Origin of the sequence: Candidatus Pantoea soli (genome assembly GCF_007833795.1) — a bacterium.
GTDB classification, from domain to species: Bacteria; Pseudomonadota; Gammaproteobacteria; order Enterobacterales; family Enterobacteriaceae; genus Pantoea; species Pantoea soli.
Genome location: NZ_CP032702.1, coordinates 1,758,199 through 1,783,881, shown reverse-complemented (window position 1 = coordinate 1,783,881; position 25,683 = coordinate 1,758,199). Strand labels below are relative to the sequence as shown.

General features: G+C 59.4%; 26 protein-coding genes. 5 read left to right on the top strand and 21 right to left on the bottom strand.

The genetic code is table 11. The features are described 5' to 3' along the window. Nucleotides 1–21 precede the first annotated feature (21 nt). The 3 genes from D8B20_RS08310 to D8B20_RS08300 all read right to left on the bottom strand — a co-directional run bounded on the left by D8B20_RS08310 (nt 22) and on the right by D8B20_RS08300 (nt 3,065). A complete protein-coding gene (locus D8B20_RS08310) occupies nt 22–1,125 on the bottom strand; it encodes an ABC transporter ATP-binding protein (protein ID WP_145888422.1) in 1,104 nt (367 codons plus the stop codon). A 109-nt stretch (nt 1,126–1,234) separates the two neighbouring features. Next, on the bottom strand, nt 1,235–2,200 hold the full coding sequence (locus tag D8B20_RS08305) for a sugar-binding transcriptional regulator (protein WP_145888421.1): 966 nt from the start codon (nt 2,198–2,200) through the stop codon (nt 1,235–1,237). Between the two features lie 88 nt (nt 2,201–2,288). Then, complete coding sequence (locus tag D8B20_RS08300) at nt 2,289–3,065, bottom strand: triose-phosphate isomerase family protein (RefSeq protein WP_145888420.1); 777 nt, start codon at nt 3,063–3,065, stop codon at nt 2,289–2,291. A 414-nt stretch (nt 3,066–3,479) separates the two neighbouring features. Between D8B20_RS08300 and D8B20_RS08295 the strand changes: the two genes are divergently transcribed. Continuing rightward, complete coding sequence (locus D8B20_RS08295) at nt 3,480–3,938, top strand: RpiB/LacA/LacB family sugar-phosphate isomerase (protein ID WP_145890494.1); 459 nt, start codon at nt 3,480–3,482, stop codon at nt 3,936–3,938. Nucleotides 3,939–3,982: 44 nt separating this feature from the next. Here D8B20_RS08295 and D8B20_RS08290 read toward each other — a convergent pair whose 3' ends face one another. After that, nucleotides 3,983–4,687 (bottom strand): pirin family protein, encoded by a 705-nt coding sequence (locus tag D8B20_RS08290; RefSeq protein ID WP_145888419.1) that lies wholly within the window; start codon nt 4,685–4,687, stop codon nt 3,983–3,985. Nucleotides 4,688–4,873: 186 nt separating this feature from the next. After that, the gene (locus D8B20_RS08285) at nt 4,874–5,521 is read right to left on the bottom strand and encodes a glutamate racemase (protein ID WP_145888418.1); all 648 of its coding nucleotides are present in this window, start codon (nt 5,519–5,521) and stop codon (nt 4,874–4,876) included. Between the two features lie 109 nt (nt 5,522–5,630). On the opposite strand from D8B20_RS08285, the gene D8B20_RS08280 reads away from it, so the two are divergent. Then, nucleotides 5,631–6,182, top strand: a complete 552-nt coding sequence (locus tag D8B20_RS08280; protein WP_145888417.1) for a P-loop NTPase family protein — start codon at nt 5,631–5,633, stop codon at nt 6,180–6,182. A gap of 3 nt (nt 6,183–6,185) precedes the next feature. On the opposite strand, the gene D8B20_RS08275 is transcribed toward D8B20_RS08280, so the two are convergent. After that, nucleotides 6,186–7,640, bottom strand: coding sequence for a carbohydrate porin (locus D8B20_RS08275; RefSeq protein WP_261388077.1), 1,455 nt, complete (start codon nt 7,638–7,640; stop codon nt 6,186–6,188). 419 nt (nt 7,641–8,059) lie between these two features. On the opposite strand from D8B20_RS08275, the gene D8B20_RS08270 reads away from it, so the two are divergent. Continuing rightward, nucleotides 8,060–9,526 carry a catalase gene (locus tag D8B20_RS08270; RefSeq protein ID WP_145888416.1) on the top strand — a complete coding sequence of 489 codons (1,467 nt, stop codon included), beginning with the start codon at nt 8,060–8,062 and terminating at the stop codon, nt 9,524–9,526. A gap of 92 nt (nt 9,527–9,618) precedes the next feature. Here the strand turns inward: D8B20_RS08270 and D8B20_RS08265 are convergent, their stop codons facing one another. Together D8B20_RS08265 and D8B20_RS21580 are read right to left on the bottom strand one after the other, a co-directional pair. After that, entirely contained in the window at nt 9,619–11,979 is a 2,361-nt protein-coding gene (locus D8B20_RS08265; RefSeq protein WP_145888415.1) for a membrane-bound PQQ-dependent dehydrogenase, glucose/quinate/shikimate family, read from the bottom strand. A gap of 202 nt (nt 11,980–12,181) precedes the next feature. After that, entirely contained in the window at nt 12,182–12,352 is a 171-nt protein-coding gene (locus D8B20_RS21580) for a hypothetical protein (RefSeq protein ID WP_186454414.1), read from the bottom strand. 159 nt (nt 12,353–12,511) lie between these two features. On the opposite strand from D8B20_RS21580, the gene D8B20_RS08260 reads away from it, so the two are divergent. Further along, complete coding sequence (locus D8B20_RS08260; protein WP_145890490.1) at nt 12,512–13,480, top strand: GT-D fold domain-containing glycosyltransferase; 969 nt, start codon at nt 12,512–12,514, stop codon at nt 13,478–13,480. 42 nt (nt 13,481–13,522) lie between these two features. On the opposite strand, the gene D8B20_RS08255 is transcribed toward D8B20_RS08260, so the two are convergent. After that, a complete protein-coding gene (locus D8B20_RS08255) occupies nt 13,523–14,155 on the bottom strand; it encodes a DapH/DapD/GlmU-related protein (protein WP_145888414.1) in 633 nt (210 codons plus the stop codon). 100 nt (nt 14,156–14,255) lie between these two features. Beyond that, entirely contained in the window at nt 14,256–15,353 is a 1,098-nt protein-coding gene (locus D8B20_RS08250; protein WP_145888413.1) for an oxidoreductase, read from the bottom strand. Nucleotides 15,354–15,455: 102 nt separating this feature from the next. Here D8B20_RS08250 and D8B20_RS08245 point away from each other — a divergent pair, with 102 nt between their 5' ends. Then, nucleotides 15,456–16,355 carry a LysR family transcriptional regulator gene (locus D8B20_RS08245; RefSeq protein ID WP_145888412.1) on the top strand — a complete coding sequence of 300 codons (900 nt, stop codon included), beginning with the start codon at nt 15,456–15,458 and terminating at the stop codon, nt 16,353–16,355. Nucleotides 16,356–16,851: 496 nt separating this feature from the next. On the opposite strand, the gene D8B20_RS08235 is transcribed toward D8B20_RS08245, so the two are convergent. From D8B20_RS08235 to D8B20_RS08185, 11 genes are all read right to left on the bottom strand, one after another. Next, a complete protein-coding gene (locus D8B20_RS08235; protein ID WP_145888411.1) occupies nt 16,852–18,147 on the bottom strand; it encodes a PQQ-dependent sugar dehydrogenase in 1,296 nt (431 codons plus the stop codon). Continuing rightward, on the bottom strand, nt 18,144–18,566 hold the full coding sequence (locus D8B20_RS08230) for a DUF2231 domain-containing protein (RefSeq protein ID WP_145888410.1): 423 nt from the start codon (nt 18,564–18,566) through the stop codon (nt 18,144–18,146). Before D8B20_RS08230 ends, D8B20_RS08235 begins: the two co-directional genes overlap by 4 nt. Before the next feature lie 114 nt (nt 18,567–18,680). Next, complete coding sequence (locus D8B20_RS08225; protein ID WP_145888409.1) at nt 18,681–19,517, bottom strand: MBL fold metallo-hydrolase; 837 nt, start codon at nt 19,515–19,517, stop codon at nt 18,681–18,683. A gap of 220 nt (nt 19,518–19,737) precedes the next feature. Continuing rightward, nucleotides 19,738–20,376 (bottom strand): RpiB/LacA/LacB family sugar-phosphate isomerase, encoded by a 639-nt coding sequence (locus D8B20_RS08220; protein ID WP_145888408.1) that lies wholly within the window; start codon nt 20,374–20,376, stop codon nt 19,738–19,740. 141 nt (nt 20,377–20,517) lie between these two features. Further along, entirely contained in the window at nt 20,518–21,126 is a 609-nt protein-coding gene (locus D8B20_RS08215) for a P-loop nucleotide/nucleoside kinase family protein (protein WP_145888407.1), read from the bottom strand. Further along, nucleotides 21,123–21,560, bottom strand: a complete 438-nt coding sequence (locus tag D8B20_RS08210; RefSeq protein WP_145888406.1) for a PTS sugar transporter subunit IIA — start codon at nt 21,558–21,560, stop codon at nt 21,123–21,125. Before D8B20_RS08210 ends, D8B20_RS08215 begins: the two co-directional genes overlap by 4 nt. After that, nucleotides 21,557–21,844 carry a hypothetical protein gene (locus D8B20_RS08205; protein ID WP_145888405.1) on the bottom strand — a complete coding sequence of 96 codons (288 nt, stop codon included), beginning with the start codon at nt 21,842–21,844 and terminating at the stop codon, nt 21,557–21,559. Before D8B20_RS08205 ends, D8B20_RS08210 begins: the two co-directional genes overlap by 4 nt. A 62-nt stretch (nt 21,845–21,906) precedes the next feature. Beyond that, complete coding sequence (locus tag D8B20_RS08200) at nt 21,907–22,749, bottom strand: class II fructose-bisphosphate aldolase (RefSeq protein ID WP_145888404.1); 843 nt, start codon at nt 22,747–22,749, stop codon at nt 21,907–21,909. Beyond that, a complete protein-coding gene (locus tag D8B20_RS08195; RefSeq protein WP_145888403.1) occupies nt 22,736–24,103 on the bottom strand; it encodes a PTS sugar transporter subunit IIC in 1,368 nt (455 codons plus the stop codon). The genes D8B20_RS08200 and D8B20_RS08195 overlap by 14 nt, the downstream gene beginning before the upstream one ends. After that, nucleotides 24,096–24,410, bottom strand: coding sequence for a PTS sugar transporter subunit IIB (locus D8B20_RS08190; RefSeq protein WP_145888402.1), 315 nt, complete (start codon nt 24,408–24,410; stop codon nt 24,096–24,098). Before D8B20_RS08190 ends, D8B20_RS08195 begins: the two co-directional genes overlap by 8 nt. Before the next feature lie 10 nt (nt 24,411–24,420). Beyond that, on the bottom strand, nt 24,421–25,401 hold the full coding sequence (locus tag D8B20_RS08185) for a 6-phosphofructokinase (protein WP_145890488.1): 981 nt from the start codon (nt 25,399–25,401) through the stop codon (nt 24,421–24,423). Nucleotides 25,402–25,683: the final 282 nt, after the last annotated feature.

Below are 25,683 nucleotides of genomic sequence, written 5' to 3'. Positions count from 1 at the left end.
CCCTTAAGCGAAGAGTGGCAATTAAACAGCGACTTTTTTCTCACCCATAAACAGCTGTTGTTCGGCAGTCACGCAGCGTTTGCCGCTGTGGGTCGCGAACAGATATTGCCTGGCGGCGGGCCACTGCAGCCCCAGCTGGCTGCCCGCGCTGACCGGCTGCAGGCCGGCAACCCTGACCGTGACCGGCTCCTGAACGCCCGCCAGCTGACACAGCAGCAGCGTCTCGGCACCCATGTATTCATGGCTGATGACGCGGGCGCTGAGCGCGGCGTTGTCAGGGGCGGTAATACGGATATCTTCCGCGCGCAGACCGAGGCTGAGCGCGGGCTCGTCGCAGTCCCTCACCACCGGCGTGCTGAGGTGGCTGAGATAGTGATGCGATCCTTTGCTGTGCAGCGGCAGAATGTTCATCGGCGGCGCGCCGATGAACTGCGCAACAAACAGGCTGGCGGGCTGGTTGTAGAGTTCGTCCGGCGTGCCGTGCTGTTCAATCTGGCCGTCACGCAGCAAAATAATGCGGTCGGCCATGCTCATCGCCTCGGTCTGATCGTGGGTAACGTACAGCAGCGTCAGACCGAGCTGCTGTTGCAGCGCGCGGATCTCACGCCGCATGCTCTGGCGCAGCCTGGCATCCAGGTTGGACAGTGGTTCATCCATCAGGCACAGGGTGTGATTGGCGATCACCGCCCTGCCCAGCGCCACGCGCTGCTGCTGTCCGCCGGAGAGCTGCGCCGGCAGCCGATCCAGCAGCGGCGTCAGCGCCATCAGCTCACTGACCCGCGCAAGCCGGGCGGCAAACTGCGTTTTATCCTCACCGCGCGCGCGCAGGCCAAACAGCAGGTTTTCCCGCACGCTAAGGTGCGGAAACAGCGCATAGGACTGAAACACCATAGAGAGCGCGCGCTGGGACGGCGGCAGCCGGGTGATATCACGCTGGCGGAAATGCACCGTGCCGCTGTCGGCATTTTCCAGCCCGGCAATGGTACGTAACAGGGTCGATTTACCGCAGCCGGATGGCCCCAGCAGCGCGACAAAGCTGCCCTCTGCCACGCTAAAGCTGATGTCGCTGAGGGCAACGTTGTCGCCCCAGGCTTTCGTAATGTGTTGCAGCGCAAGGTGGCTCATGGGTCCGCAGTCCTGATAGCAGAATGGCGGTAAGCTAGCTGAGCCGGATGAACGATTTATGTCGCTGGCGTGACGGTCGGGTGACACCCGCTGCCGGGCAGCCCACCGCTTACTGCGCCAGGCTGAGAATGGTACGGATATTGGTGGCCGAAGTGGCGATGATATCAATCGCCCCGGTGCGCAGCGCGCCGAGAATCGCCATCGCTTTGGTATTCTCGGCGGCAATGGCAATCACGCAGGGAATTTTGCGCAGTTCTTCAATGCTCAGGCCGATGACGCGGTCATTCATGACGGTATCCACCGGCTGCCCCTGCGCGTTGAAGAAGTCGTAACCGGCAATATCACCGGTTACGCCCTGATGCACGCTGGCGTCAATGATTTCATGCGGCGTAAACCAGCCCAGCTTGACCATGTAGCTGTTCTCATTCATATCGCCGATGCCGACCAGCGCCACATCCGCTTTACGCGCCCGGTCCAGCGTCTCTTTTATGGTGCCATTCTGCATAAACGCATCGCGCAGCGCGCGGTTCTCAACGTAAGCCGGGGCATAAAGGGTTTCGCTGATGCCGCCAAACTTCTTTGCCAGCCGACGGCTGATGTGGTCAGCATTGATGGCATCACCGGGACGGTGCGTGCCGCCAATGCCACTGATAAACAGGCAGTTGCGCGTTGGCACCTGGCCGGGATGATCGGCCACCGCCGCCACATTGCGCCCCTGGCCCACCGCCACAATGGCGTTGTCCTTCAGCGACTGCGCCAGATGCGCGGACACCAGCGCTGCCACCTGACGGCGCTGCTCGTCGCTGTCGGCGGAATCCAGCGCAATCAGCGCGCGCTGCAGGTGCGGAAAGCGCGTCTGCAGCTGCTGCTCCAGCCGGGTACTGAACACCGGATGGTAACGCACGGTGATTTCCACAATCCCCTCTTCGCGCGCGCGCTTCAGCAGCCTGCCCACCTTAATGCGGGAAATGCCAAATTTACGCGCAATCTCCTCCTGGGTGATTTCGTCCTGATAATAGGCCACCGCAATTTCTGTCAGCAGTCCGGCTTCCTGAGAAAGCGTGTGTTTGTCCATCCGTTACCTGTCCTGTGCGCAGCTGAGAACGTAAGCAGGGAGTTATAGCATTGATACCGCTCGCTTCGCCACACAGCCGCGCGGCGTCTCAGACCGGCCGCGCCGCGATCTGCGCACTGGCTTCCGCTATGATGCATTCCAGCGCCTGCGGATCGTGGGCAAAGCGGCCAAGGAACAGGCCATCCACGTCAGCACCCAGCCGCTGGATCAGGCCCGGCCCGGCGCTGCCGCCGTATATCACGCGCAGTGAGAAGCCGGCGGGCAGCGGCAGCTGCTGCAGCCCGGCGCAGACGGTGCGGATATAGTCGTCCGGTGCCGGTTGTGGCGCGCCAATTGCCCACTGTGGTTCATAGGCTAACAACACCTCACCCTGCAGTCCCTGTTGCTGCGCGGCAGTCAGCGCTTCGCCCAGCTGCTGCTTACACAGCGCCATCGCCTGCGCTGGCGTACCCTGCTGCGCTTCACCCATGCACAGCACGGGCGTCAGCCCCTTGCGCAGCGCCTGAGCCACCTTGGCCGCAATCTGCGGCTGATCTTCATGAAAGTGACGGCGACGCTCGGCATGCCCTATTTCAGCCAGCGTGCAGCCCAGCTCCTGCAGCATGCTGGCGCTGACTTCACCGGTCCAGGCGCCGTTTTCCGCCTGACACACATTCTGCGCGCCAAAGCGTACCGGCGTAGAGCGGAAAATCTCCGCCACGGCGGGTATGGCCGGAAAGGCCGGCAGAATAAACAGCCCGACCTCGCCGTTTTCAATCGCCGGATGCTGCGCCAGACGGGCCACGTCATGACACCATGCCAGCGTTTGCTGATAACCGAAGTACATCTTCAGACTGACGCCAAGCCAGATTGTTGGCTGGGACATAATGAGGCTCCTTGCTGTGAGAAACAGAACGGCTTCGCCGCGGGCCGGCAATCTCCGCACTATTGAGTGTGCCTGTTGCTTTGCACCGGGCGCAACCGCGAACCTGCCGCTATACAAATGAACAATATATGAATAATTGAGCAGCGGTTATCGCCGGATCGTTAATCTGTGATCGGGCGCAAAACGCAAATCCGGCCCAGGTTGCCTGCCTTTACCGCCCTGCTTACCTGCTACTGACGAGGTCATCAGGCACCTGCCCGCGATAAACCGTGACAGCAGTCACGCTGCGTAACCTATTTCATATGAACGCCACTTGAACATATGATTAAAAGTATGGCAGGCTGCAATTGAACATATTATCGCCTGTTGCACAGATGAACAGGCGGCTGACCCCTGTCCTGCCGGAGCGTGATGATGAAGACGATTGCGATTGGCGCCGATGATGCGGCGATTGATCTGAAGAATACGATTAAAACCCTGCTGGAACAGCAAGGTTACCAGGTGACGGATTTCAGTAATGATGCCCAGGACGCGCGTCCGATGTATCCGGATGTCGCTTTTGCGCTAGCGACCGCCATTCAGCAGCAGCAGTTTGCGCGCGGCATCCTGCTCTGCGGCACCGGTATTGGCGTGGCGATTGTGGCGAATAAAGTGGCAGGCGTGCGTGCCGCACAGTGCCATGACACGTTCTCGGCTGAGCGGGCGCGCAAAAGCAATAATGCCCAGATTATGACGTTGGGATCGCGCGTGATCGGCCCGGAGCTGGCTAAAAACATCGTCAATGCCTGGCTGGCGGCCGAGTTTGAAGGCGGCGGTTCCACCGCCAAAGTCGAGAAAATCGGCTACTACGAACAGGTTGCCCACGCCAGGTAGCCGCCTCTGGCCGCCGCGGTTGTCCGGCGACGGCCTGCGCTGCGTCAGCTGCCGCTGACGGTGCCGCTCATGACCGCAGGCGCATCCTGCCGGACCAGAAACAGCACCAGGGTGGCATCACGTTCGCCACTGACCGGCGGCAATGCGGCGCTGTCGCAGAGTGCATCGCCCGCCTGCGCACGCAGCTCGCCACTGCGCACTACGCCTTCCAGCACGGTCAGCCAGCTGGCATAGCCCGGCAGGTGCGGAACGCTGAGCTGCGCACCGCGCGTCAGTTTCACATCATAGATGCAGACCTGCTGACGCAGCGTCAGCGGGGCCGCACTGGCCTGCGGTCCGGCCAGCAGCGTCCAGTGGTCAGGTGCCACGCCCTCTGCACGGTGCCAGCTGTGCACAGCGGCCGCGCCGCCGCTGTGCTGTGGCCGGATATAGGCCTGCAGCAGGGCGGTTTCGATCAGCGGCGCAGATTCCGCATACCGCACGCCATCGCCGGCGCTGACCACCAGCATGCGTTTGCTGTTCAGCATGATCTCTGCGCCATTTTCCTGTTCGTGCCGCACAGAGCCACGCCACACATAGCTGAAAATCTCATCGTCCTGATGCTGCTGCAGCGGGATCGTTGCCCCGGTTTTCAGCGTCATCTGGTCAACGATCGCCAGCGGACCCAGGGCTTCACCCGGCCGCTGACGCCGGACAGTAAACGGGCCGTACTCAAACAGCTGGTCACGCTGCGCTTTAATCAGGTTCATTTCCGTGGCCTCATTATCAGGGTGTGCTGTCCATGATAGAGGCTGGCTGCATCCGTACCAGAGGGGGAATTTGTCCGGTTAAATCAGGATATTTGAAGGAGTGCAGGCGGCCCGATTGCGCGCTGCAGCTTAGCATACCTGCCAGGCGCAGCACGGCTGCGGGGCGCGCGTGGGGCAACCGCCGCGTCAGCGCGGACGCTGTGCGAATACCTGCGCCAGCGCCAGCCGCGGGATGGTCAGCGGCTGGCTGGCCGCATCGATATGCGGCAGGGCCGCGGCCATGGATACCTGAGCCAGCGCGACGTGGTCTGCGCCCTGCTGCCGCGCCTCACGCACCGCAGCGGCAATCAGCACATGATATTCATCCTGCCGGCCGGCTTTGAAGGCGGCCCAGGCCCCCGGGATCAGCTGCACTGCGGGCTGCGATGCGAGCGGCAGCGCAGGCGGACAGAACAGTCGTCGCGTGCTCGCCAGCGTGGATTCTGCCGCGCACAGCACCTGCGTCCTGCCCTGCAACTGGTGTACCGCCTGCGCCAGCATGCGATCCGTCCGGTAAACCGGGCAGCCGGCTGGGCCGGCCGGAAAATCATCCGCCACGGCACCCAGCGTTGAACAGGTGATCAGGATCGCGTCAAACCATGGCAGCAGCGTGCGCAGCCACTGCGCCAGCCGCTGTTGCTGCTGCGACGTCATGCCACCGCTCTGCTCAGCCTCTTCCAGCCAGTGTGGCATCACCAGGTGGCTGAGCGCGCTGCTGCGTGCACCGCAGGCCGCAGCGGCCGCGTCAAAAAGGGCGATATTGCTGGCAGCAGTATGCAGACAGGCGATGGTCATGGTGTTTCTTCCCTTTTTCTCCGTGGCGGATTTGCACTATAGCGCGGGTGCCACCAGAATGAGGGAGGTTTTTTCCGCTTTCATCAGACCGTTACAGTGAGTTCCCGGCATGCACAGCGTCCCATCCTTAGCCAGCTTTGGCCCCCGCATTTGCATACTCGGCCCGTCAAACAGTGGCAAATCCACCCTTGCCCGGGCCATTGCGCGCCAGCGTGGTTTCCCGCTGATCCATCTCGACCAGCTTTACCATCTGCCTGATACGCACTGGCAGGCGCGGGAAGAGGCGGAGTTTCGCCACCTGCACCGCACCGCCGCCGCCGGCGAGTGCTGGGTAATGGACGGCAACTACGTGCGTACGCTGCCGGAACGGCTGCCACGCGCCACCGGCCTGATCCTGCTGGATATCCATCCGGCGCGCAGCTTTCTGCGCTATCTGCGCCGCACGCTGCTGGATGCGCAACGGGTTGGCGGCGTGGTGCCGGCGGGCCAGCGCGAACGCCTGAGCTGGGAGATGACGCGCTACCTGCTGTTTACCGCACCGGCGCACCGGCCGCGCAATCGCCAGCTGTATGCCAGCTGGACACAGCCAAAGCTGATGCTGGCGTCCCCCGCGGCTCTGCACGCCTGCTACCAGCAGTGGGGGCTCTCCCGCGCCCCCTGACCATCAGAACCACACTTCTGCCTGTACGCCGAAGTTCCAGCTGCCGCCAGCGGTAAAGCCGCTGCTGCCAAAATCGTCATACGGCGCATAGCTATCCAGCGCTTTCGACCAGTTCAGGTAAGTGGCAAACAGACGAATTTCCGGCCTGACCAGCAGGTCGCTGATGTTGCTGGCTTTGAACGTCGGTGCGAATGTCAGTTTATACACGTCGCCCTTCACCGCGCGGTATGTGCCGCTGTTGCCGCTATGCTGCCAGGTGCGGCCATGGGGCTTCAGATCCATATACAGCCACGAAGCCTCATACTGCAGGGCAAAATTTTCATTGATCGCCTGCACCGCGCGCAGATTCACCGTCGCCCAGTCATAGCGATCGCCTTTGCGGTAGCGGTCGCTGCTGTGCTGCGCCACGACGCCCGGCGCCAGTGACCAGCGATCGCTGAGCGGCACCACGCCAAAGGAGGCGACACGCAGCGACTGCGCGCTACGGGTCAGATCGCCGTCACTGCCGGGCTGGCGCGTCTCGGCACCCAGCCCGCTGCCCCACTGCAGCGCATGGGTGCTGCGGCCCGGTGCCAGGCCATAAAACCGCTCCGCATCGTGCCACGCCAGCATGGTGAACAGCCCGCGCGTTGCGGTGTCGTTGCGGCGCAGCGCCTCACTGCCGCTGCCCGCCTCACGGCGTTTGTGTGCGTCATTGCCACGCGCGCTCATACCGGTGAGCATCCACTGCCAGTTGCCATAAAACTGGTTCGCGGTCAGCAGCAGGTTCTGCACGTTATCGTCGGCATAGCGGCTGCTGCCCAAATCACCGAAGCTGCGCCCGTAGATCGAGAAATCGCTGCGGCCGTTATCGCCCCACTGCACATTGCTGATACCGGCCCCGGTACCGCCCAGAAAAACGATGTCTGTGTCGGTAAAGTGCAGGTCAAAATTTTTACTGTCAAAACGCTTGCCGGCCCACAGTGAAGCCTGACGCGCCGCGCCGCCAAACGCCGGCAAATCGCCGATTTCAACATACATCTGGCGGATATTGAGGTTGTTGTCACGACTGGCGACCCACGGGTCGGGGCTGGCCGTGCCATCCGCCAGCACCGCATGAAAGTCGGCACGGGCACCATTGCTGAGCCGGTTGTAGTGGTGAAAACCCAGTTCAAGATAGTGATCGTTCTCATTGCCCAGCCGGCCAATGTGCGCATCGCCACCGATGGAGCTTGCCGGTGAGATGCCGGGTCCGGCCCGGCCGCCCCGCCCGTTATCCTTGATCAGCAGGCCGGAACGCGCATAGCCCGAGAAGCGGAAACGCGCGTCGTCGTCGCCCGATGACTGCCGCTGGGCGATTCTGGCTTCCAGCTGCGTCAGCCGCTCTTCCAGGGTTAACGGCTCAGCGCACAGCGAGCCAGAAAATATCAGCGTCGTGGACAGCGCCACGCGTGTTACTGCGGTATTCAGCATCACCATAGTGTTCTCTCTTATTTTTACGGGGAGGGTTGTCCCTCATGTCCTGCAACGCCGCGAGAGAATAAAGAAGCCGGGTAAGGCTGTATTTGATCGCCATCACTTTTATAAAAAGTGTTATTTTACAATAACTTATTAACAGTTCCTGTAATTTACCGCCTGTCTGCCGCTGTTTTTAAAAAGCCTGTACGACCTGTCTTAAACCCCGCGCTTCGGCGGCTGATTTATGTGAACGGCTCCGCAAAAGAACGCTTTATTCGGCAGCGATATTCTGCTTATGGCGGGATGAAAAAAAATGCTGAAACTGTGCGCCTTGCCACAGTGCACAGCGCGGGTCGGATGCGGAAAGGATTAATCGGGCAAGCCAGCCGCGTACTGCTACGCTTAGTGGTTGAATTAACCATACAAAAGCTGGAGAGATTATGAGCAATGACGATCGCAAACCGACCACCACGGACGCTGGCATTCCGGTAGCCAGCGACGAACATTCGCTTTCCATCGGCCCGGACGGCCCGCTGATGCTGCACGATCACTATCTGATTGAACAGATGGCCAATTTCAACCGCGAGCGCATTCCTGAGCGCCAGCCGCACGCCAAAGGCAGCGGCGCGTTTGGCCATTTTCAGGTGACCGAAGATGTCAGCCAGTACACCAAAGCCGCCGTCTTTCAGCCAGGCACGCGAACGGATGTGGTGATGCGATTTTCAACCGTAGCGGGCGAACGCGGCAGTCCCGATACCTGGCGCGACCCGCGCGGCTTCTCCATCAAGTTTTACACCAGCGAAGGCAACTACGACATGGTGGGCAACAATACGCCGGTGTTCTTTATTCGTGACCCGATGAAGTTTCAGCACTTTATCCGCTCGCAGAAGCGCCGGGCGGATAACAACCTGCGTGACAACGACATGCAGTGGGATTTCTGGACCCTTTCGCCGGAATCCGCCCATCAGGTCACCTGGCTGATGGGCGATCGCGGCATTCCCAAAAGCTGGCGTCACATGAACGGCTACTCCAGCCATACCTATATGTGGGTCAACGCCGCTGGCGAGAAGTTCTGGGTGAAATATCACTTTAAAACCGATCAGGGCATTGAGTTCCTGACGCAGGAGAATGCCGACCAGCTGGCGGGCCAGGACGGGGATTACCATACGCGCGATCTGTTTACGGCGATTAAAGAGGGGAACTTCCCGAGCTGGACGCTTTACATGCAGATCATGCCGTTCGCCGACGCTGAAACCTACCGCTTTAACCCCTTTGATCTCACCAAAGTGTGGCCGCACAGTGATTATCCGCTGATCAAGGTGGGCAAGCTGACGCTGGACCGCAACCCCACTGACAACCACGCGCAGATTGAGCAGGCGGCGTTTGAGCCGAACAACCTGGTGCCAGGCATTGGCCTGAGCCCGGACAAGATGCTGATTGGCCGCGTGTTTGCCTATGCCGATGCGCACCGTGCGCGCCTGGGCGTGAACTATAAGCAGATTCCGGTGAACGCCCCGCAGGCGCCGGTGCACAGCTACAGCAAAGACGGCGCGATGCGGATCAATCCGGTGTCCGATCCGGTGTATGCGCCGAACTCCAAAGGCGGACCGGTTGCCGATGGCGAGCGCTATCCGACTGACTCAACCTGGGAAGCGCACGGCAATATGGTGCGCGCACCTTATACGCTGCGTAAAGATGACGACGATTTCGGTCAGGCAAATACGCTGGTCAATAAAGTCATGGATGACGCGGCGCGCGACCGCCTGGTGAATAACGTCAGCGGCCATCTGCTGAACGGCGTGGAAGAGCCGGTGCTGTCTCGGGCGTTTGCGTACTGGCGTAAGATTGACCAGACCATTGGCGATCGCATTGCGCAGCAGGTGCAGAGCGAGCGGGCAAAACGCTGAGTGACGCCCGCCGCTGCGCTGACGGGCAGCGGGTGCCGGTAAGATAAAAAAGCCGCCCTTCGGGGCGGCTTTTTAGTGTGACAGCAACAGGGTTATTTCAGCCGGAACGCGACGACGCTGTCGCCCGCCTGGGTGCCGAGTGAACCGTGCCCGCCGGCGGCAATCACCACATACTGTTTGCCATCTTTGCCCATATAGGTAGACGGCGTTGCCTGAGCGCCAGCACTCAGCTCGGTCTGCCACAGCAGCTCGCCGGTGGTGCTGTCATAGGCGCGGAAGAAGTTATCCGCCGTGGCGCCGTGGAACACCAGATCGCCGGCGGTCAGCAGCGGTCCGCCGTGTGCCACCATCCCCATCGGGAAGCCAATCGGGAAGCGGCCGGGCAGGAAGCTGGTCTTGAGGTTTTTGGTGGTGCCAACGCGCCGCAGCCATTCGGTTTTACCGGTTTTCAGATCGACCCCCACCATCCGGCCCCACGGCGGCGCGATGCACGGAATCCCCAGCCCTGACGCCAGCTGCTGAATATGAATCGCGTAATCACCGTGGAAGTTTTCGTTCCAGTAGGGCTGCCCGTCCTGGGTAAAGAGCCGCTCGGTGGCGGTCTGCGGCGTGCGCCGAATCAGATTGTATTTGTAGGCCAGGCGCACCGGTGCGGCGATCAGCATCTGACGCTGCGGATCGACCGCCACCGAGCCCCAGTTGAACACACCAATGTTGCCCGGGAAGACCAGCGTGCCGGCTTCGGTGGCTGGCGTCCACGGGTTGCCGTCATAGCGCAGGCGGCGGAAATCCATGCGGCAGGCCATCTGATCAAACGGCGTGATGCCCCACATTGATTTTTCACTCAGCGGCTGCGGAATAAAGTTCAGACTGGAAACCGGCTGCGTCGCAGCAAATTTTTCACCCGCCACGCCACCCTGCGTAGAGACGCTGACTTCTTTCACCGGGTAGACCGGCTGGCCGGTGAGACGGTTCAGCACAAACAGGTTGCCGGTTTTGGTCGGCAGGATCACCACCGGCTGTTTCTGCCCCTGATAATCGATATCCAGCAGCGAAGGCTGCGAGGGATTATCACGGTCCCAGAGATCGTGGTGTGAACTCTGATAGCGCCATCTGAACGCTCCGGTGCTGAGGTCCAGCGCCACCAGCGTGTCGCGAAACTGCTCGGTGTTGCTGTTCTCGTCGCGTGCGAGGCCGACTTCATCCGGCGAGGCGTTGCCAAAAGGCACATACACCAGTCCGTTTTTCACATCGGCGCTCAGCGTGCCCCACGCCACCGGCGTATCCTGCGGATAGGTCTGGTCTGCGGCGATCGGTGCGGTGCGCTGCGGATTGGCCGGATCAAAGTTCCACACCAGGCGACCGCTCTGGACGTCATAGGCGCGGATCACCCCCGACGGGTTGCCGCTGTTGAAGCCATTGTCCATGACCGAACCGCCGACGATCACCAGATTGCCGGCGACCAGCGGCGCAGCGGTCTGCATCAGCGCATGCGGACGCACCTGTCCCATATTGGCATGCAGATCCACGATGCCGTTGTTACCAAAGCCGGTGCAGGGTTTGCCGGTGTCGGCATCCAGGGCAATCAGCTTTGCATCGGTGGTGGCATTAAAAATGCGCCTGCGGCACGCCGCCGGCGCGGCGCTGCTCTGCGGTGCCGCCTCCGCTGCCGGCTGATAGTAGCTGACGCCGCGGCAGGTCTGATGCTGCTGCAGGTAAGAGCGATCTTTATCCGGCGTGTATTTCCACCTGACTGCCCCGCTCTCAGGATCGAGCGCGTGAACCTCATTATGCGGCGTGCAGAGATAAAGCATGCCGTTGGCTTTCAGCGGCGTCGCTTCAAAGGTGTACTCGGTCGCATCGGTGTTCTGACGCAGGTCGCCGGTGTGGTAGGTCCAGGCCACCTCCAGAGTGTGCACATTCTCTTTGGTGATCTGCTTCAGCGCCGAGAAACGCATGCCATCGGCGGTGCCGCCATAGGCTGTCCAGTCGGCTGCGGCACCCTGCTCTTCGGCCGGGGTACGCGCATTGCTGATGCTGCCTGCCTGCGGCAGCGGATCGTAAAAGCACAGGCCGATCACCATCACTACCATGACGGCAACAGTGCCGCCGAGAAACGGATGGAAACGCCGCGTGCCCTGATACAGTGGCCTGACAACCCACGGCATCGCCAGCCACACGCCAATCAGGCCAAACAGATCGCCGCGCGGAATCCACTGCCATTTATCAAAGCCCACTTCCCACAGTGTCCACGCCACGGTAATCCACATCAGAATGGCGTACAGCGCCAGCGCACTGCGCCGGTTTCTGAACAGTAAAATGGCGGTGATCAGTAACCCCACCGCCATCAGCGCATAGAAGGCGCTGCCTCCCATTATCAATAATTGGCTGCCCATATAGAGCAGCGCTATACCCAGTATCGCCAGTACGATACTGGTCAGTTTGTTTACCATGCCTGTCCCTCAACCATTGTCATCACTGACCCAAAAAATTACACACATAATCAACAAAATATTAACGTAACCGGCACAGTGGTAAAAACCCGTTGCGAAGTGTGTCGTTAAGCGCGCTTATCAATTGAGCCTGTGCGCCAGCGGATGCAGGCCGGCTGGAAAAGGATGGGAGTAAAATCACGTTTCATTCAGGCTAAAGAAATTAATCATTCCCGACAAAAATCCGCATTTTTTGGTAACCCGCCGCCGTTTTATTCAGCAGAAACGTTAAACCGGCATTTTCATGGAAAAGCTTAATGTGTTGCCGCTGCGGTTCTGCGATTACTCCTGGCGTTTTTTTTCCGGCAATGTCGATCTCCGCGTTTTTATTCACTTTGTAGCACTTCCGTCCCCGCTTACGGTGTGTTTAATAGGTTAAAAGCGTTATTAAAAGCGCATTTTGGGAGTTTCCTCAGCCTGTTTTATGCCGCGCGCGGTGCTATAAATCCTCTCACTGCTCTGCGGCAAGGCCGCTTATAAAAAGAAGGTTATGATGATTAGCGCAGATGCCCTTTATCGTAAATTACGTTTTCCTTTTAAATTGACACACGCGGCTTTTAAATTCCCCCTTGCAAATGCGCATGCCCGCCAGTATCCGGTGCTGTCGCCCGAGCAAACCATTGATTTGCTCCTCAATAATGACCGCCTTTCCCTGGCGCGCTATGGCGATGGAGAACTGGAAATGACACTGTTTAAAAACATTGGATTTCAGGCATTTGATGAGCGACTCTCGATTCGCCTGAAAGAGATTTTACGCCGCGGCACCCGCGCCACCCGTCCCTGTCTGATCTGTATGCCGGACGCGTTTCGCGGCACGGCAAATATGCGTTTTGGCTCGGCGCTGTTTTGGTTTTTTCATAAGGCCTTTTTCTTCCGTCATTATGAACACCTGTTAAAGAAAGATTACTGCTACGGTAATACGTCGGTGACGCGCCCTTATCATGATTATAAAGACAAGCAGCAGGCGGTACGCGTGTTTAATAAATTTCGCCAGCTGTTCAGCGACAAAAAAATATTAATTGTGGAAGGCAGCGGGACCCGTCTGGGAATGGGAAATGATTTACTTGCCGGGGCGCGGGAAATTAAACGCATTACTACCCTGAATCGCAATGCGTTTTCCGTTTATAACGATCTTTATAGCACGGTGCTGGCGCATGCGCGTCATTACGATCTGGTGCTGATGTCGCTGGGCCCGACCGCCACCGTACTGGCCTACGACCTCAGCCAGCACGGTATCCGCTGCATCGATAGCGGCCATATTGATATTGAGTACGAATGGATGCGCAGCGCCGCGCGCACTAAAGTGCAGGTGGCCGGCAAAAACGTTAATGAGGTGGGCGTACTGCTGGATGACGATCGGCGCGACAGCGATCTGCTGTACCGCAGCCAGGTCCTGCAGCACGTCGGCCTGCCGCAGGAGCCGCAGGTCAACGCGGCCGTGCTGACGCAGCCGGTGGTGTAATGGCAGGCGGCCCGGCCGGGCCGCCCTGTGGCTTTCTGCCGCTCAGCGCGCATGGCGCTCACAAAAGGCCGCCACATCGCCGGACTGAAAATCCGCGAGGCTGGCCATCAGCTTGCTCAGCGGCCAGTCCCACCACGCGATGGCCTGCAGCTGCGCGGCAATCGCCGGCGCAAAGCGCGCGCGGATCGGCTTTGCCGGCACGCCGCCCACCACGGTATACGGGGCGACATCTTTCGTCACCACCGCCCCCGCCGCCAGCACGGCGCCGTTGCCTACGGTGACCCCGGGCAGAACAATCACGCCGTGCCCAATCCATACGTCATTGCCAATGATCACCCGATCGGCACGTCGTTCAGCAAAAAAACCGCTGTCACGCTGTGCCCGGGCATCGTAATACTCCGGACAGTAGGTAAAGCGATGCTGAGAGGCGCGATCCATCGGATGATTAGGCGCACCAATGCGCACCTGATTAGCTATCGCGGTAAAGCGGCCAATCTGCGCGTCGGCCACGCAGCAGTGTTCCCCGAGATAAGAAAAATCGCCCAGCTGGCTGTATTCCAGATAGCTGTGCGCCAGGATTTCACACTGTTGTCCAACGGTGGTATCGCGCATGCGCACGCTGGGATCGATAACGGTGTGTTGCAGTTTGGCCGGTTGAACGGCGGCGAGTGCCATAGCGCGTCTCCATAGTGGTCTGATGTCTGGATAACCGGTTGCCACCGGGCAACCGCAGACCCCTATTCTGAAACGTTCGCATGACAGGAATACGACGGCACTAGGCCTGCAGTTCGCTGTTTTTCACATCGGCGGACGGTACCAGCAGGTTTTTATCAAACTCCCGCAGCGGCAGCCCCTGACGAATACGCAGCGGCAGGTCCGGGTTGGCCAGCGCGCTTTTGCCCACGGCGACATACTCCGCGCCCTGATGCAGCGCCATTCCGGCCGTTTCTGCATCGCCGAGGCTGCCATTCGCCATCACCGGTAAACCGGGTGCGGCGGCACGCGCAATCTGCACCAGGGAAAGCGGTGAATCCGCAAACGCCGGCTGCAGCGCATCATATTCAGTGAGATGCAGATAATCGACGCCGGAGGTTGCCAGCCGCGCAAACACCTGGCGCGCGCTGGCTTCGCCGCCGGCCCATTTATGCTGAAAGTCGTTCACTTTGCCCTGCGACAGGCGAATGCCCAGCGTGACATCCTGACCGATACGCGCGCGCACCGCCGCGATTACCGCCAGCGTCAGGCCAAGGCGCGCCAGCAGGTCGCCGCCCCAGCTATCGCGGCGCTGGTTGGTGTAATCGGTAAAGAACTGATCCAGCAGATAGCCGTTCGCGCCGTGAATTTCAATGCCGTCAAATCCGGCGCTGCCAATCGCCCGGGCGGCGCTTTCAGCAAAGTCGTCAATCACCTGCTGAATCTGCGCCTCACTCATCGCTTCCGGCAGCCGATACGCACCGTGGCCGTGATAAAAACTCAGCTGTTCACCGCGCGGCCGGATAGCGGACGGCGCCAGCGTTTCCGGGCGATAAATGTTGCCCTGCGACAGCGCGCCTGCGTGCATCAGCTGCGCAATGATTTTGCCGCCGTGCTGGTGCACGCTGTCGGTGACACTGCGCCAGCCGATGGCCTGCTTGCGGTTCGCCAGCCCGGCCTGAAACGCATAAGTCTGCGACCAGGCTTCATCAATATACAGCCCTTCGCTAATCACGGCGGCAAACCCACCCTGGGCGAAGCGCTGATAGTACTGCTGCATGCGCTCGCCCGGCACGCCGTCTACGCTGGCAGAGATACGCGTCATCGGGGCGACCAGCAGCCGGTTTTTCAGGCTGAGGCGATTAAGGGTGGTGCGCTGGAAAAGGTGTTTATCAGTCATGCCATGCTCCGGCCGGGATAAGGGTCACAGCGCATTATATTGCGTGGTCAGCGCGGCAGAAATGGGGGAAGATGATACGTCTGTATAACGGATATCGTTACAATGAACCTGAAAGATATTGAACTGTTTCTGATGGTGTCGCAGACCCGCAGCCTGACGCAGGCGGCGCGACGCTTGGGCACCACGCCGATGACGGTGTCACGCCGGCTGGCTTCGCTGGAGGAGGATCTCGGCGTGCGCCTGCTGCACCGCACCACGCGCGCCATCGCCCTGACCGATGAGGGGGAAGAGTTTCTGCCTTATGCCCGCACGCTGGCAGAAACCGGAGAGAGCGCACGCGGCCTGTTCTCCCCGGACAAGACCGGCGCAACCGGCCAGCTGCGCCTGACTGCCCCAACAGGATTTGGCCGCCGTACCGTGCTGCCGCTGCTGCCCGGGCTGATGGAGCACAATCCCGGATTACGCATTGAGTTTCAGCTGAGCGATAACCTCACGGACATTGTTGGCCTCGGCTTTGATGTCGCCATCCGGATTGCGCCGCTGCGCGACTCCCGGCTGGTGGCGCACCGGCTGGCCGATAACCCGCGCGTACTCTGCGCCTCACCCGGCTATCTGGCGCGGGCCGGCACGCCGCGTACCCTGAGCGAGCTGCATCAGCATAACTGTTTGCGCCTCTCCAGCGTGGTGCAGTGGAGTTTTCTGATAGAGGGGCATATCTCCAGCCTGAGCGTGGACGGCCGCTTCAGCGGCAGTGATGTGGAAGGTGTGCGCACGCTGTGCGTGGCCGGCTGCGGCATTGCCCAGCTCTCCGAATGGGATGTGCGGGAGGAGCTGGCTTCCGGCGAGCTGGTCGCCATTACGCTGGCTGACGCGCAGCCGCAGATGCTGGGCGTCTGGGCGCTCTTCCCGACAACCCGCCATCTGCCGGCGCGCGTCACGGTGTTTCTGCAGGCGCTGCAACAGGCCATGCAGACGCAGACGCGAAAAAAGGCGGAGGGGTGAGCTCCGCCTTGTTTCAAGTTCCGATCAGTGCGCCTGACCGGTCAGTTGCAAAAGGGCAACGATGATTTGCAGGATCACCCGGATCAGATCCAGGAGTAACCGAACAAGTTCCATCACTTTCCTTCTCCTCTGCAGGAGCGCGCTGTTCAGCGGCCGGGGCCCTGACTCTACCCGCCGACCGCCTAAGCACATCTGTGAGGAGCGCTGAGCGGCACTCATTGTAAAAGCCACAGGCCAGCACCACCTGAAACCTGCCGGGATTTGACTATCCGCGCCCCTGAGAGTCATCAGAAAACAATGAGGCTAAAACCCGCACCCAACACCTGTATAACCATACAGTATTTTAGCGAAACTTGAAATCTTTCGCTGCACATTTTATCATTCGTTTTGTGAGGAGTGCTGAGCACCCCGTTCGCCACGCGGTTACCCGCCGCAACGCGGACATAAAAAAAAGGATTTGGCGACCGCCAAATCCTTTTTTATTTCTACCCGAAGATCAGCGCGCTGCTGTAACGCGCCAGATAGCGTTACCCGCATCATCGGCAATCAACACGCCGCCCTGCTTATCCGTTGCCAGCCCGACCGGCAACCCACGCACCTGTTTCTGATCGTCGGTCAGGAATCCGGTCACCACCGGCTGTGGTTGCCCCACCGGCTTACCGTTTTCAAATTTCACCCAGACCACTTTATAACCGTTGAGCGGCGTCCGGTTCCAGCTGCCGTGTTCGCTGATAAACGCCCCGCCGCGGTACTGCGGCATCGCATCCGCCGTGTAGAACAGCAGCCCCAGCGGCGCCACGTGCGAGCTCAGCGCGTAGTCCGGCTTGATGGCTTTCGCCACCAGATCGGGCCGCTGCGGCTGCGCCCGCGTATCAACGTGCTGACCAAAATAGCTGTAGGGCCAGCCGTAGAAGCCATTCTCCTGCACCGACGTCAGATAATCCGGCACCAGATCGGAGCCAATCTCATCGCGTTCGTTGGCCACCGCCCACAGCTTGCCGCTTTGCGGTTCCCACTGCAGCCCGGTCGGGTTACGGATGCCGCTGGCATAGATGCGGCTGGCTCCGGTGGCGGTGTCCACTTCCCACACCGCCGCGCGGCCCATCTCTTCACCCATGCCGTTTTCCGTGATGTTACTGTTGGAACCGACCCCCACGTAGAGCTTGCTGCCATCCGGGCTGGCAAGCAGCGATTTGGTCCAGTGGTGATTCAGATCGCGGCCCGGCAATTCCGTGACCTCCTGCGGCGGTGTGCGAATCGCCGTTTCGCCGGTCTGATAGGGGAATTTCACCAGGCTGTCGGCATTGGCAACGTACAGTGTATTGCCTATCAGCTGCATACCAAACGGCGCATTGAGGTTTTCAATAAAGGTGTGCTGCTCCCACTTGCCGTCGACGTTGCGCAGCAGCGTAATACGGTTACCGCCCTTGCCGCCTTTGCCGGAGGACTTCTGCACCAGGCTCATGATCAGCTCTTTGGGTGCCGTCACCGGGTTTTTCACGCCGTTGGCTTCGGCCACCAGTACATCGCCGTTTGGCAACACATAGAGCTGACGCGGATGCATCAGGTTTGCCGCGATCTTCTCAATCTTCAGGCCCTCTGCCACCTTAGGCGTTTCACCGGCTTTCCACGGCGTGCCTTCCGGCACCTGCATGGGCGGCATAAAGAAATTCTGTGCCTGAGGCAATTCCGGATTCGGCCCGGTCTGGCGCTGCGGATCGAGCGTAGCGCCGTTATCGCAGGCGCTCAGCAGCGTGGCCAGGCTCAGGGCACCGATCAGATGACGTTTCATGGGCGTGCTCCCTGCAAGTGACGTTCCCGCAGCGCCAGCTGAAGATTGGCGGCCAACAGCAGCAGCACCACGATGGTTGAGAGCGTCACGCCCATCGGCACCACCGCATAGGCGTCGCGGCTATGGATAAAGGCGTTGACGATCGCCACGCCGGTGGCGATCAGCGCAAGCCAGAAATGGGTTTTCTCAGCCGGCCTGGCGCCGCGGAACAGATAAATCAGGCTGATAATGCGCGGAATAATCGCCAGCAGCAGACCCAGCACAATCAGCCAGCTGGCGGCTTTGGTCCACATGACGATAAAGGTTTGCATATAGATAATGTCGAACAGCCAGGCGGCCACAAAAAAGCCCAGCGGCAGCGGCTCTAGCAGCGTAAACAGCGTCACGCCGACTACCGCCCTTCCTGAGGTATGGTACATCGCACTCTCCCTAATAGTTTGCTCACACGATCGCGAATCGGCACGGCATCGCTTCTTACGTCTGAGAAATATTAGTAAAGATAAAGGGTCATGCGTGCCCGGCTGGCAAAATAACTACGCGTGCTGGCGAAATTTTTCCAGCTCGCGCGCATCATGGCTGCAAAACAGCTGCACGTCATGCGGGTGCGCCAGCGATAGCGCCCGCAGCCGCTGCTGGTTAGTCTGCCAGGCGGCGCGATCGCTGCACATCAGGCGCTGATAGGCGCGCAGGCCCGGCGTACAGTGGCGTTCCGGGTGATGCATTTCACCGCGATAGAACCAGGCATCGCCGCCGTGCAGCAGCCAGCCGCCCTGATGACGAATCGCCACCCCGGCGTGACCTGCGGTGTGCCCCGGCAGCGGGATCAGCAGTATCTCGTCACTGAGATCGTCTATTGCCTTCACCGCATCAAAGCCCAGCCAGTGCTCCCCGCTGCTGGCATAACCACGCCAGCCGTCGTGCGCCGTCCACTGCTGCGGACGAAAGCGCTGCCGCGCCAGCCAGTGATGTTCACGGCTGCGGGTCACGCTATCCAGCTCCTGCTGCAGCAGATGAATTTTTGCGCCCGGAAAATCACTGATGCCGCCGGCGTGATCGAAATCGAGGTGGGTAAGAATGATGTGGCGCACATCTTCAGCGCGAAAACCCAGCAGCTGAATCTGCGCCAGCGCAGAGAGCTGTTCGCGGTAGCGAATATTATTCAGCAGGCGGAAAAAACCGGAAAGCCGGCGCGCAGGATGCCGCATATCCTGCACGCCAAGGCCGGTATCCACCAGGATCAGACCGTGGCGATCGGTCTCCAGCAGCAGGCAGTGACACACCAGCTCGGCAAAGGGTCCGCGGCTGAAGCCGTCAAACAGGGCGCCGCCCAGCGGACACATACATCCGCAGTTCAGATGGTGAATTCGCATAGTTTTCTCCCGTGTTTTCCGCGCGCAATGCCGCAGCGCAATCAAACGTTCAGCGCGGTGATTTATCATTTACAGATAAGGTATGCGCACGAACCGGGAATTGTGCAAACAGAGCGGGACTGGCAAATACGATAAGCGCAGCGTCTGTTAAACCCGGCTGCGCCTCTATTTTGTCGTTTTATCGGCGCTGAAAAATATCCCCCGCTTTCCGGCAAATCGCTTATGCGGTTATTTCCCGCACGAAGTCGGTCACCGATCGCTGCTGTCCGTGTTCATACAGACAGTGCTGCAGACGCGGGCCGCTCAGTGCGGTTTTAACCAGCGCCGGGTCCAGTGCGCGCAGCGACGCCAGATAATCTTCCTTCAGCAGCGCTGCTTTTACTTCGCGGAGAATGCCGGCGTTTTGCACCTGCGGCGCTTTACGTTCCGGCGGATAGCCCTGGCCTTTTTCACCGCTGAATGCTTTTTCAAAAATAAACCGCAGATTCAGTTCCGCACCCCAGCCAACCCCTTTTGCGAAGGGCAGCGATAGCGCATTGCCGTTATTAATTTGCGCAAACAGATAGGCATCGGCCGGATCGATACAGTAGCCACACTGCACGCCCGGATGCAGGTTCAGCGACATCAGCGCGCCCTGGCCGGTGCCGCAGCCGGCCACCACAAAATCCACCGCGTGGCTGTTCAGCAGCACGCTGGCCATGATGCCCAGATGAATATAGGTCAGAGGGTAATCCTGCTCATCGCACATGCCGACGTTAAAAACCTGATGGCCGAGCGGCTGGGCCACCTCCTGCAGCGCCTGCCAGACCGTGGCATTCTTCGCGGCCTGGCTGTTTTCCATCATTAATGCAATTTTCATCCTGTACCCCACTTAAAATTGAAACGCTGTTTCATTTTAATCGCATGGCAGGAAATTGCAGCCCGCTGAACGTGAGGCGGCTCACATAAACGTGGATGCGCGGCGGACGAGGATGCCAGCGCCACCAGGCGGAACAGCCCGTTACCCTCTTTCCACCACCGGTGCGGCGCCCGGCTTACACCACCGCGCGGACGAGGTTGCCGGTCGTGCCAGCTGGCGCTGCAGCCACGCGCTGGCGGCGGCCTCATCCGGCGCACACGCATTCAGCGTAAACACCGGCCCCACTGCCATCGGCTGCGCCTGCTCTGCCAGCCGGCGCAGCTCCGGCAGATACTCTGCACCGGGGTGTCCCGGCCGGCGCTGCGACAGCCGCGCCTGATAGCGCGCCACGGCCTCATCCGGCGCGATCGCCAGCCACAGCTCCAGCGCCCGGGTGACGCCAGCCTGCTGCAACCCCTGCAGCAACACATCGCGGGGCTGGAAGCCAAACCAGGCATCAATCAGATAGACGCAGCAATCCGGGGCCTGCGCCACGGTCTGCCAGATAGCCTGATAGGCCGCACAGCCCAGCTGGCGATTACGCTGACGATCGACCGGTGCGAAACCGGCCATGAACGGCTCTTTCAGGCTGTCCAGCGTCAGCACCGGTAGTCCAAAGCGCTGCGACAGCGCGTGCGTCAGGGTGCTTTTACCGGCGGCAGGAATGCCATTCACCAGCACCACGTTTTTTTCCCGGGTTATCCCTGTCATAAGATGGCCATCACCTCCGCGGCGCTGCGCGCCGCGCGCAGCCGCCTCAGCGTCTCCTCACTCTCCAGCAGCGTCACAATCGCGCGGATCCCCTCTTCAATGTGTGCATTGTTGTCGCGGGCGCCAAACAGAATCACGATATCGGCCTTTCCGCTGCCGTCAAAGGCGATCGGCTCTGCCAGCACCAGCATACTGAAGCAATCTTTCAGCACGCCGCTCTCAGGCCGGGCATGTGGGATAGCAATGCCCTCCTCAAACACGTAATACGCGCCGTGCGTCAGGGTGTTAGCGATGACCGCCTGCGGATAACTTTCACGGAGATAGCCGCCCTGTACCAGCGGCTGCGCCGCCAGCGCAATCACCTCGCGCCAGTCGCGTGCCGCCACCCTGACCTGGATTGCCCCGGCTTCCTGCAGCAGTTGTTTGATGCTCATCCGGTCTGACCTCCCTGAACTGATGTGCGAATGGTGTTACGCAGCGCATCGATTTTGACAAACAGCGCATCCATCTCCTGGCGGTAACGCAGGCTTCGGGCAAACACAGGCAGTGCCCGGTTATAGGCCAGCATCAGGGCTTTCTGCGCCTCTGCCGCCTGCGGATCCCGCGCCAGCTGCTGCTCCAGCTGCACAATGGTGTCAAGCAGGCCTTCCGCCTGCCGATCGAGTTCTGCCGCCTGCGCTGCCGTCGCGGCCGGCCTCTTTTTCAGAAATCCAAACATAGCCTCTCCTGACCCGAACGCCGCACCGGCCTTCAGGCAATGGTTGTTTGACGCGGGAACGGTTAACGGAACAGCTGAATTTTTTCGACCAGCACATTGGTGACGGCATCGTTGGCAGGCACCAGAAAGTTGCGTACGCTGTCGTTCACTTTGCCCTTTTCAAATGTCTGCTTGCAGTTTGCCACCCACTGCACATTCATTTCGGTGCCGACGTTCACTTTCTCGATCCCGCTGCGCACCGCCAGCCGCATATCCTCGTCGCTGACGCCGGTACCGCCATGCAGCACCAGCGGCGTGTGGGTGGCTGCGGTAATGTCGGCCAGCCGCTGATGCTGAATCTGCGCCTTACCGGTATACAGGCCGTGCACGGTGCCAATTGAGATAGCCAGCATATCGACGCCGGTTTCCGCGACAAATCGTCTGGCATCTTCCACGGTAGTGAACGCCGCGTCATCCAGCGCCACGGATTTCCCCTCTTCAGCGCCGCCGATCGCCCCCAGCTCCGCTTCCACCGACACCTGCAGCGGGCGTGCCATATCAATCACGCGCCGCGTATTGGCAATGTTTTCATCAAGCGGCAAATGCGAACCGTCATACATCACCGAACTGAAACCGGCATCAAGCGCGGTCTGAATGGCGGCCAGATCGGAACAGTGGTCCAGGTGTAAACACGCCGGGACGTTCCGGCTCTCTGACAGAGAGCGTATCGCGTCCACAATCAGCTTATGCCCGAGGTACTTTGCCGTGCCGGTGGAGATCTGTACCATCAGCGGGCTGTTGGTCTTTTCCGCTGCCGTAAAGAAGGCCGGTAACATCTCAAGGCAGTGCAGATTAAACGAGCCGAGCGCTTTAAATTCACGTTGTTTCGCCACCTGCAACAGATCGGTAAAGTTATAAAGTTTCATGCAGCTTTTCCTCGTGGGATTTGGGAGATTTTCCGTTAACAAACCAGGCGATCAGGGTGATGAACAGCACAAACAGGGCGACAAACAGCCAGTTATTCTGGAACGCGTGCCCCAGCACCAGACCGGTACTGATGACGTCAGAATCGCTGAAGGTCACGCCGGTAAAGCCGTAGCTCTCCAGCATCGGTACCAGGATAGCCGGCAGCAGCGTAATAAAGAGGCCGTGGACAAAGCCGCCGATCATCGCGCCGCGCCGTCCGCCCAGCGCATTGCCAAATACCCCGGCGGTGCCGCCGGCAAAAAAGTTTGTCAGCAGCCCGGGCAGGATCATCGCCATGCCAAACATCGGGAACAGCAGCATGCCCACCACCGAGCCCAGCGTGGTGGCGAGGAAGCCAACAATCACGGCGTTGGGCGCATAGGGGAACATCACCGGACAGTCGAGGGCCGGTCGGGCATCCGGTACCAGCCGCATGGCAATACCGCGAAACGCAGGCACCAGCTCGTTCAGCAGCAGGCGTACTCCGCTGTAGAGCACAAACACCCCGGCGACAAACTGAATCGACTGCATAAAGGCATACATCAGGTAGTTCATGCCATTGCTGTACTGCGCGATAAACGCCGGGCCGGCCGCCAGCGCGGGAATGAGATACATTGGCACCATCACCACCGCCATCGACAGGTAGGTGTCCTGCAGGAACTTAAAATTGTCCGGCAACTTCAGGTCTTCCGTGGAGCGTGAGCCCCTGCCCACCACTTTGGCCACTGCCGCCGTCAGCAGATAACCGATGGTGCAGAAGTGACCCAGCGCCACGTCGTCAGACTCCGTGATACGACGCACCACCGGCTGTGCCAGTGCGGGCATCACCACCGCCATCACGCCGCCAAAGAGGCCGCCCGTGAGGATCAGCGGCAGGCCGGTCAGTCCCGCTTTGTAGCCAATCACTGCACCGATAGTGGCCATCCACAGCAGCGCCTGGCCGGTGAGGAAGATGTATTTGAACGGCGTCAGCCGGGCGATAAGGATATTGACGATAAAAATCACCAGCAGCGTCAGCGCCACTTCAGATCCCAGTTCGCGACTGGCTAAGCCGGCGATGGCGGCCACGTCGGTGATATACCCCTGCATGCCAAAACCGTGAGTAAAAATGGTATTCAGGAAGGTCAGCGTACCCACAATGATATTGATGCCGGCCATCATAATTAAAAAGCCCAGCAGGGTTTTGAACGTGCCTTCCACCACTTTCCCGGCCGATTTTTTTTGCAGCAGCAAACCTATCAGTGCAATAAAAGCGATCAGAATAGAGGCCTGACCGAGTAAATCTTTAATCAGAAAATTAATTACGCTATTCATGGCTGGCCACCTGCAAATTATGGGCTTTCATAAACGCGACGATTTTCTCCTCAATTTCATTTTTATCCGTCAGCCGGTTCAGAATAATGACGCGCTTCATCTGTTCGGGGCTGGCGTCGGCGTTTAATACATCGGCGAAGGCTTTCTGGGTTAATATCATGTCCGATTTAAAAGCCCCGGCTTCGGAAATGGTGGTGTGATCAATATCTGCTTCAATATCGAGCTTCTTTAACACCGCTTTTGCGCTCATCTCGATAGCAAAACTGGAACCCAGACCGCAGCCACAGACACAGAGTATTTTCAGCATGGTTATGTCCTCACAGAATATGCAGTTGTTTAGCGAGTTTGTAATAATGCCCTTCGGTATCCACCAGGCGTTTTTTCATGCTTAGTAAATCAATCGGGATGGGTTTATGACTGCCATTAATAATGACGGCTTTATTGCGCATGCCCGATTCAATACAGCGCGCGACTTCACTGGCCATCAGCGTGCCCTGATAAATCTCTTCGCAGGTGGCGTCTCCGTTGCGCAAACCATAACCCATGATGGTTTTACGGATGCGCACGCCCGTCAGCGGTTCCAGCTGTTTAATTAGCGTATCAATCGCGCCCTGAAAGCCCGGTGAGTATTCACGGGTATAGCCTTCGGAGCACAGGATAATCACGCTGTTCTGCGCCGCCAGCCGCTGCGTGATACGGGCGGCAAGGTCGGCAACCGGGATCTGGCACTCCGGGATCAGCGCAAAATCCGCATTGGATTTGATGGCCGATTGCAGGGTTAATTCGCCGCAGTACCCTCCCAGCAGTTCAACCATAAAAACCCGCCCGGTTAAAGCGCGGCCGGTATTACGCAGTTTTGCCACCTCCTTTAATACCTGCTCGCAGGCGGTCGAAAAACCAATGGTGTAATCACTGCCAAACACGTCGTTGTCAATGGTCATCCCGACACCAAAACAGTTGACGCCAAATTCACTCAGCGTATGCAGAAATTGCAAAGAGCCATCACCGCCGGCCATAATTAATATATCGATGCGCAGCGATTTAAGCTGTCTGGCAATAGTTTCATACTCCGGGCGCAGTAATTTCCGCCCGGTGCGCCCGGAACGGATAACCGGGATGGCAGCAATCGCGTAATCCACCAGGTCGCGCCGGGTCATTTCCTGATGGCAATTTTCCAGCAGCCCCGGAATGCCGCCGTTAAATAACACCATCTCCGCCTGCGTCAGACGCGCAACCTGAAAAATAAAATTATTTATGCCGGTCACATCGCCACCGCTGATCACCATGCCTATTCTCATCACCGCTGCTCCTGTCATTACCGCTCTGCCGCTATTCTTCCGGCGAAGCACATTGTTATTTGCAGGTGAGATCACACTTCCGTCACTTATTTAACCGGTGAAGACGTTGACAGACGGCGCAGCAAGGTTATTTATGTGAACAAAATCACAGGTGCGGATTAGCGCACATTTTCAAAATATATGCGTTATCAGGCTGTTATATTTTTTTGCCGCCTCTGACTGGCTGAGGCTTATTTGCGGCGGCGGACGTGTTTTGTTTAAAGCTGAATTGTGACTCTGCGC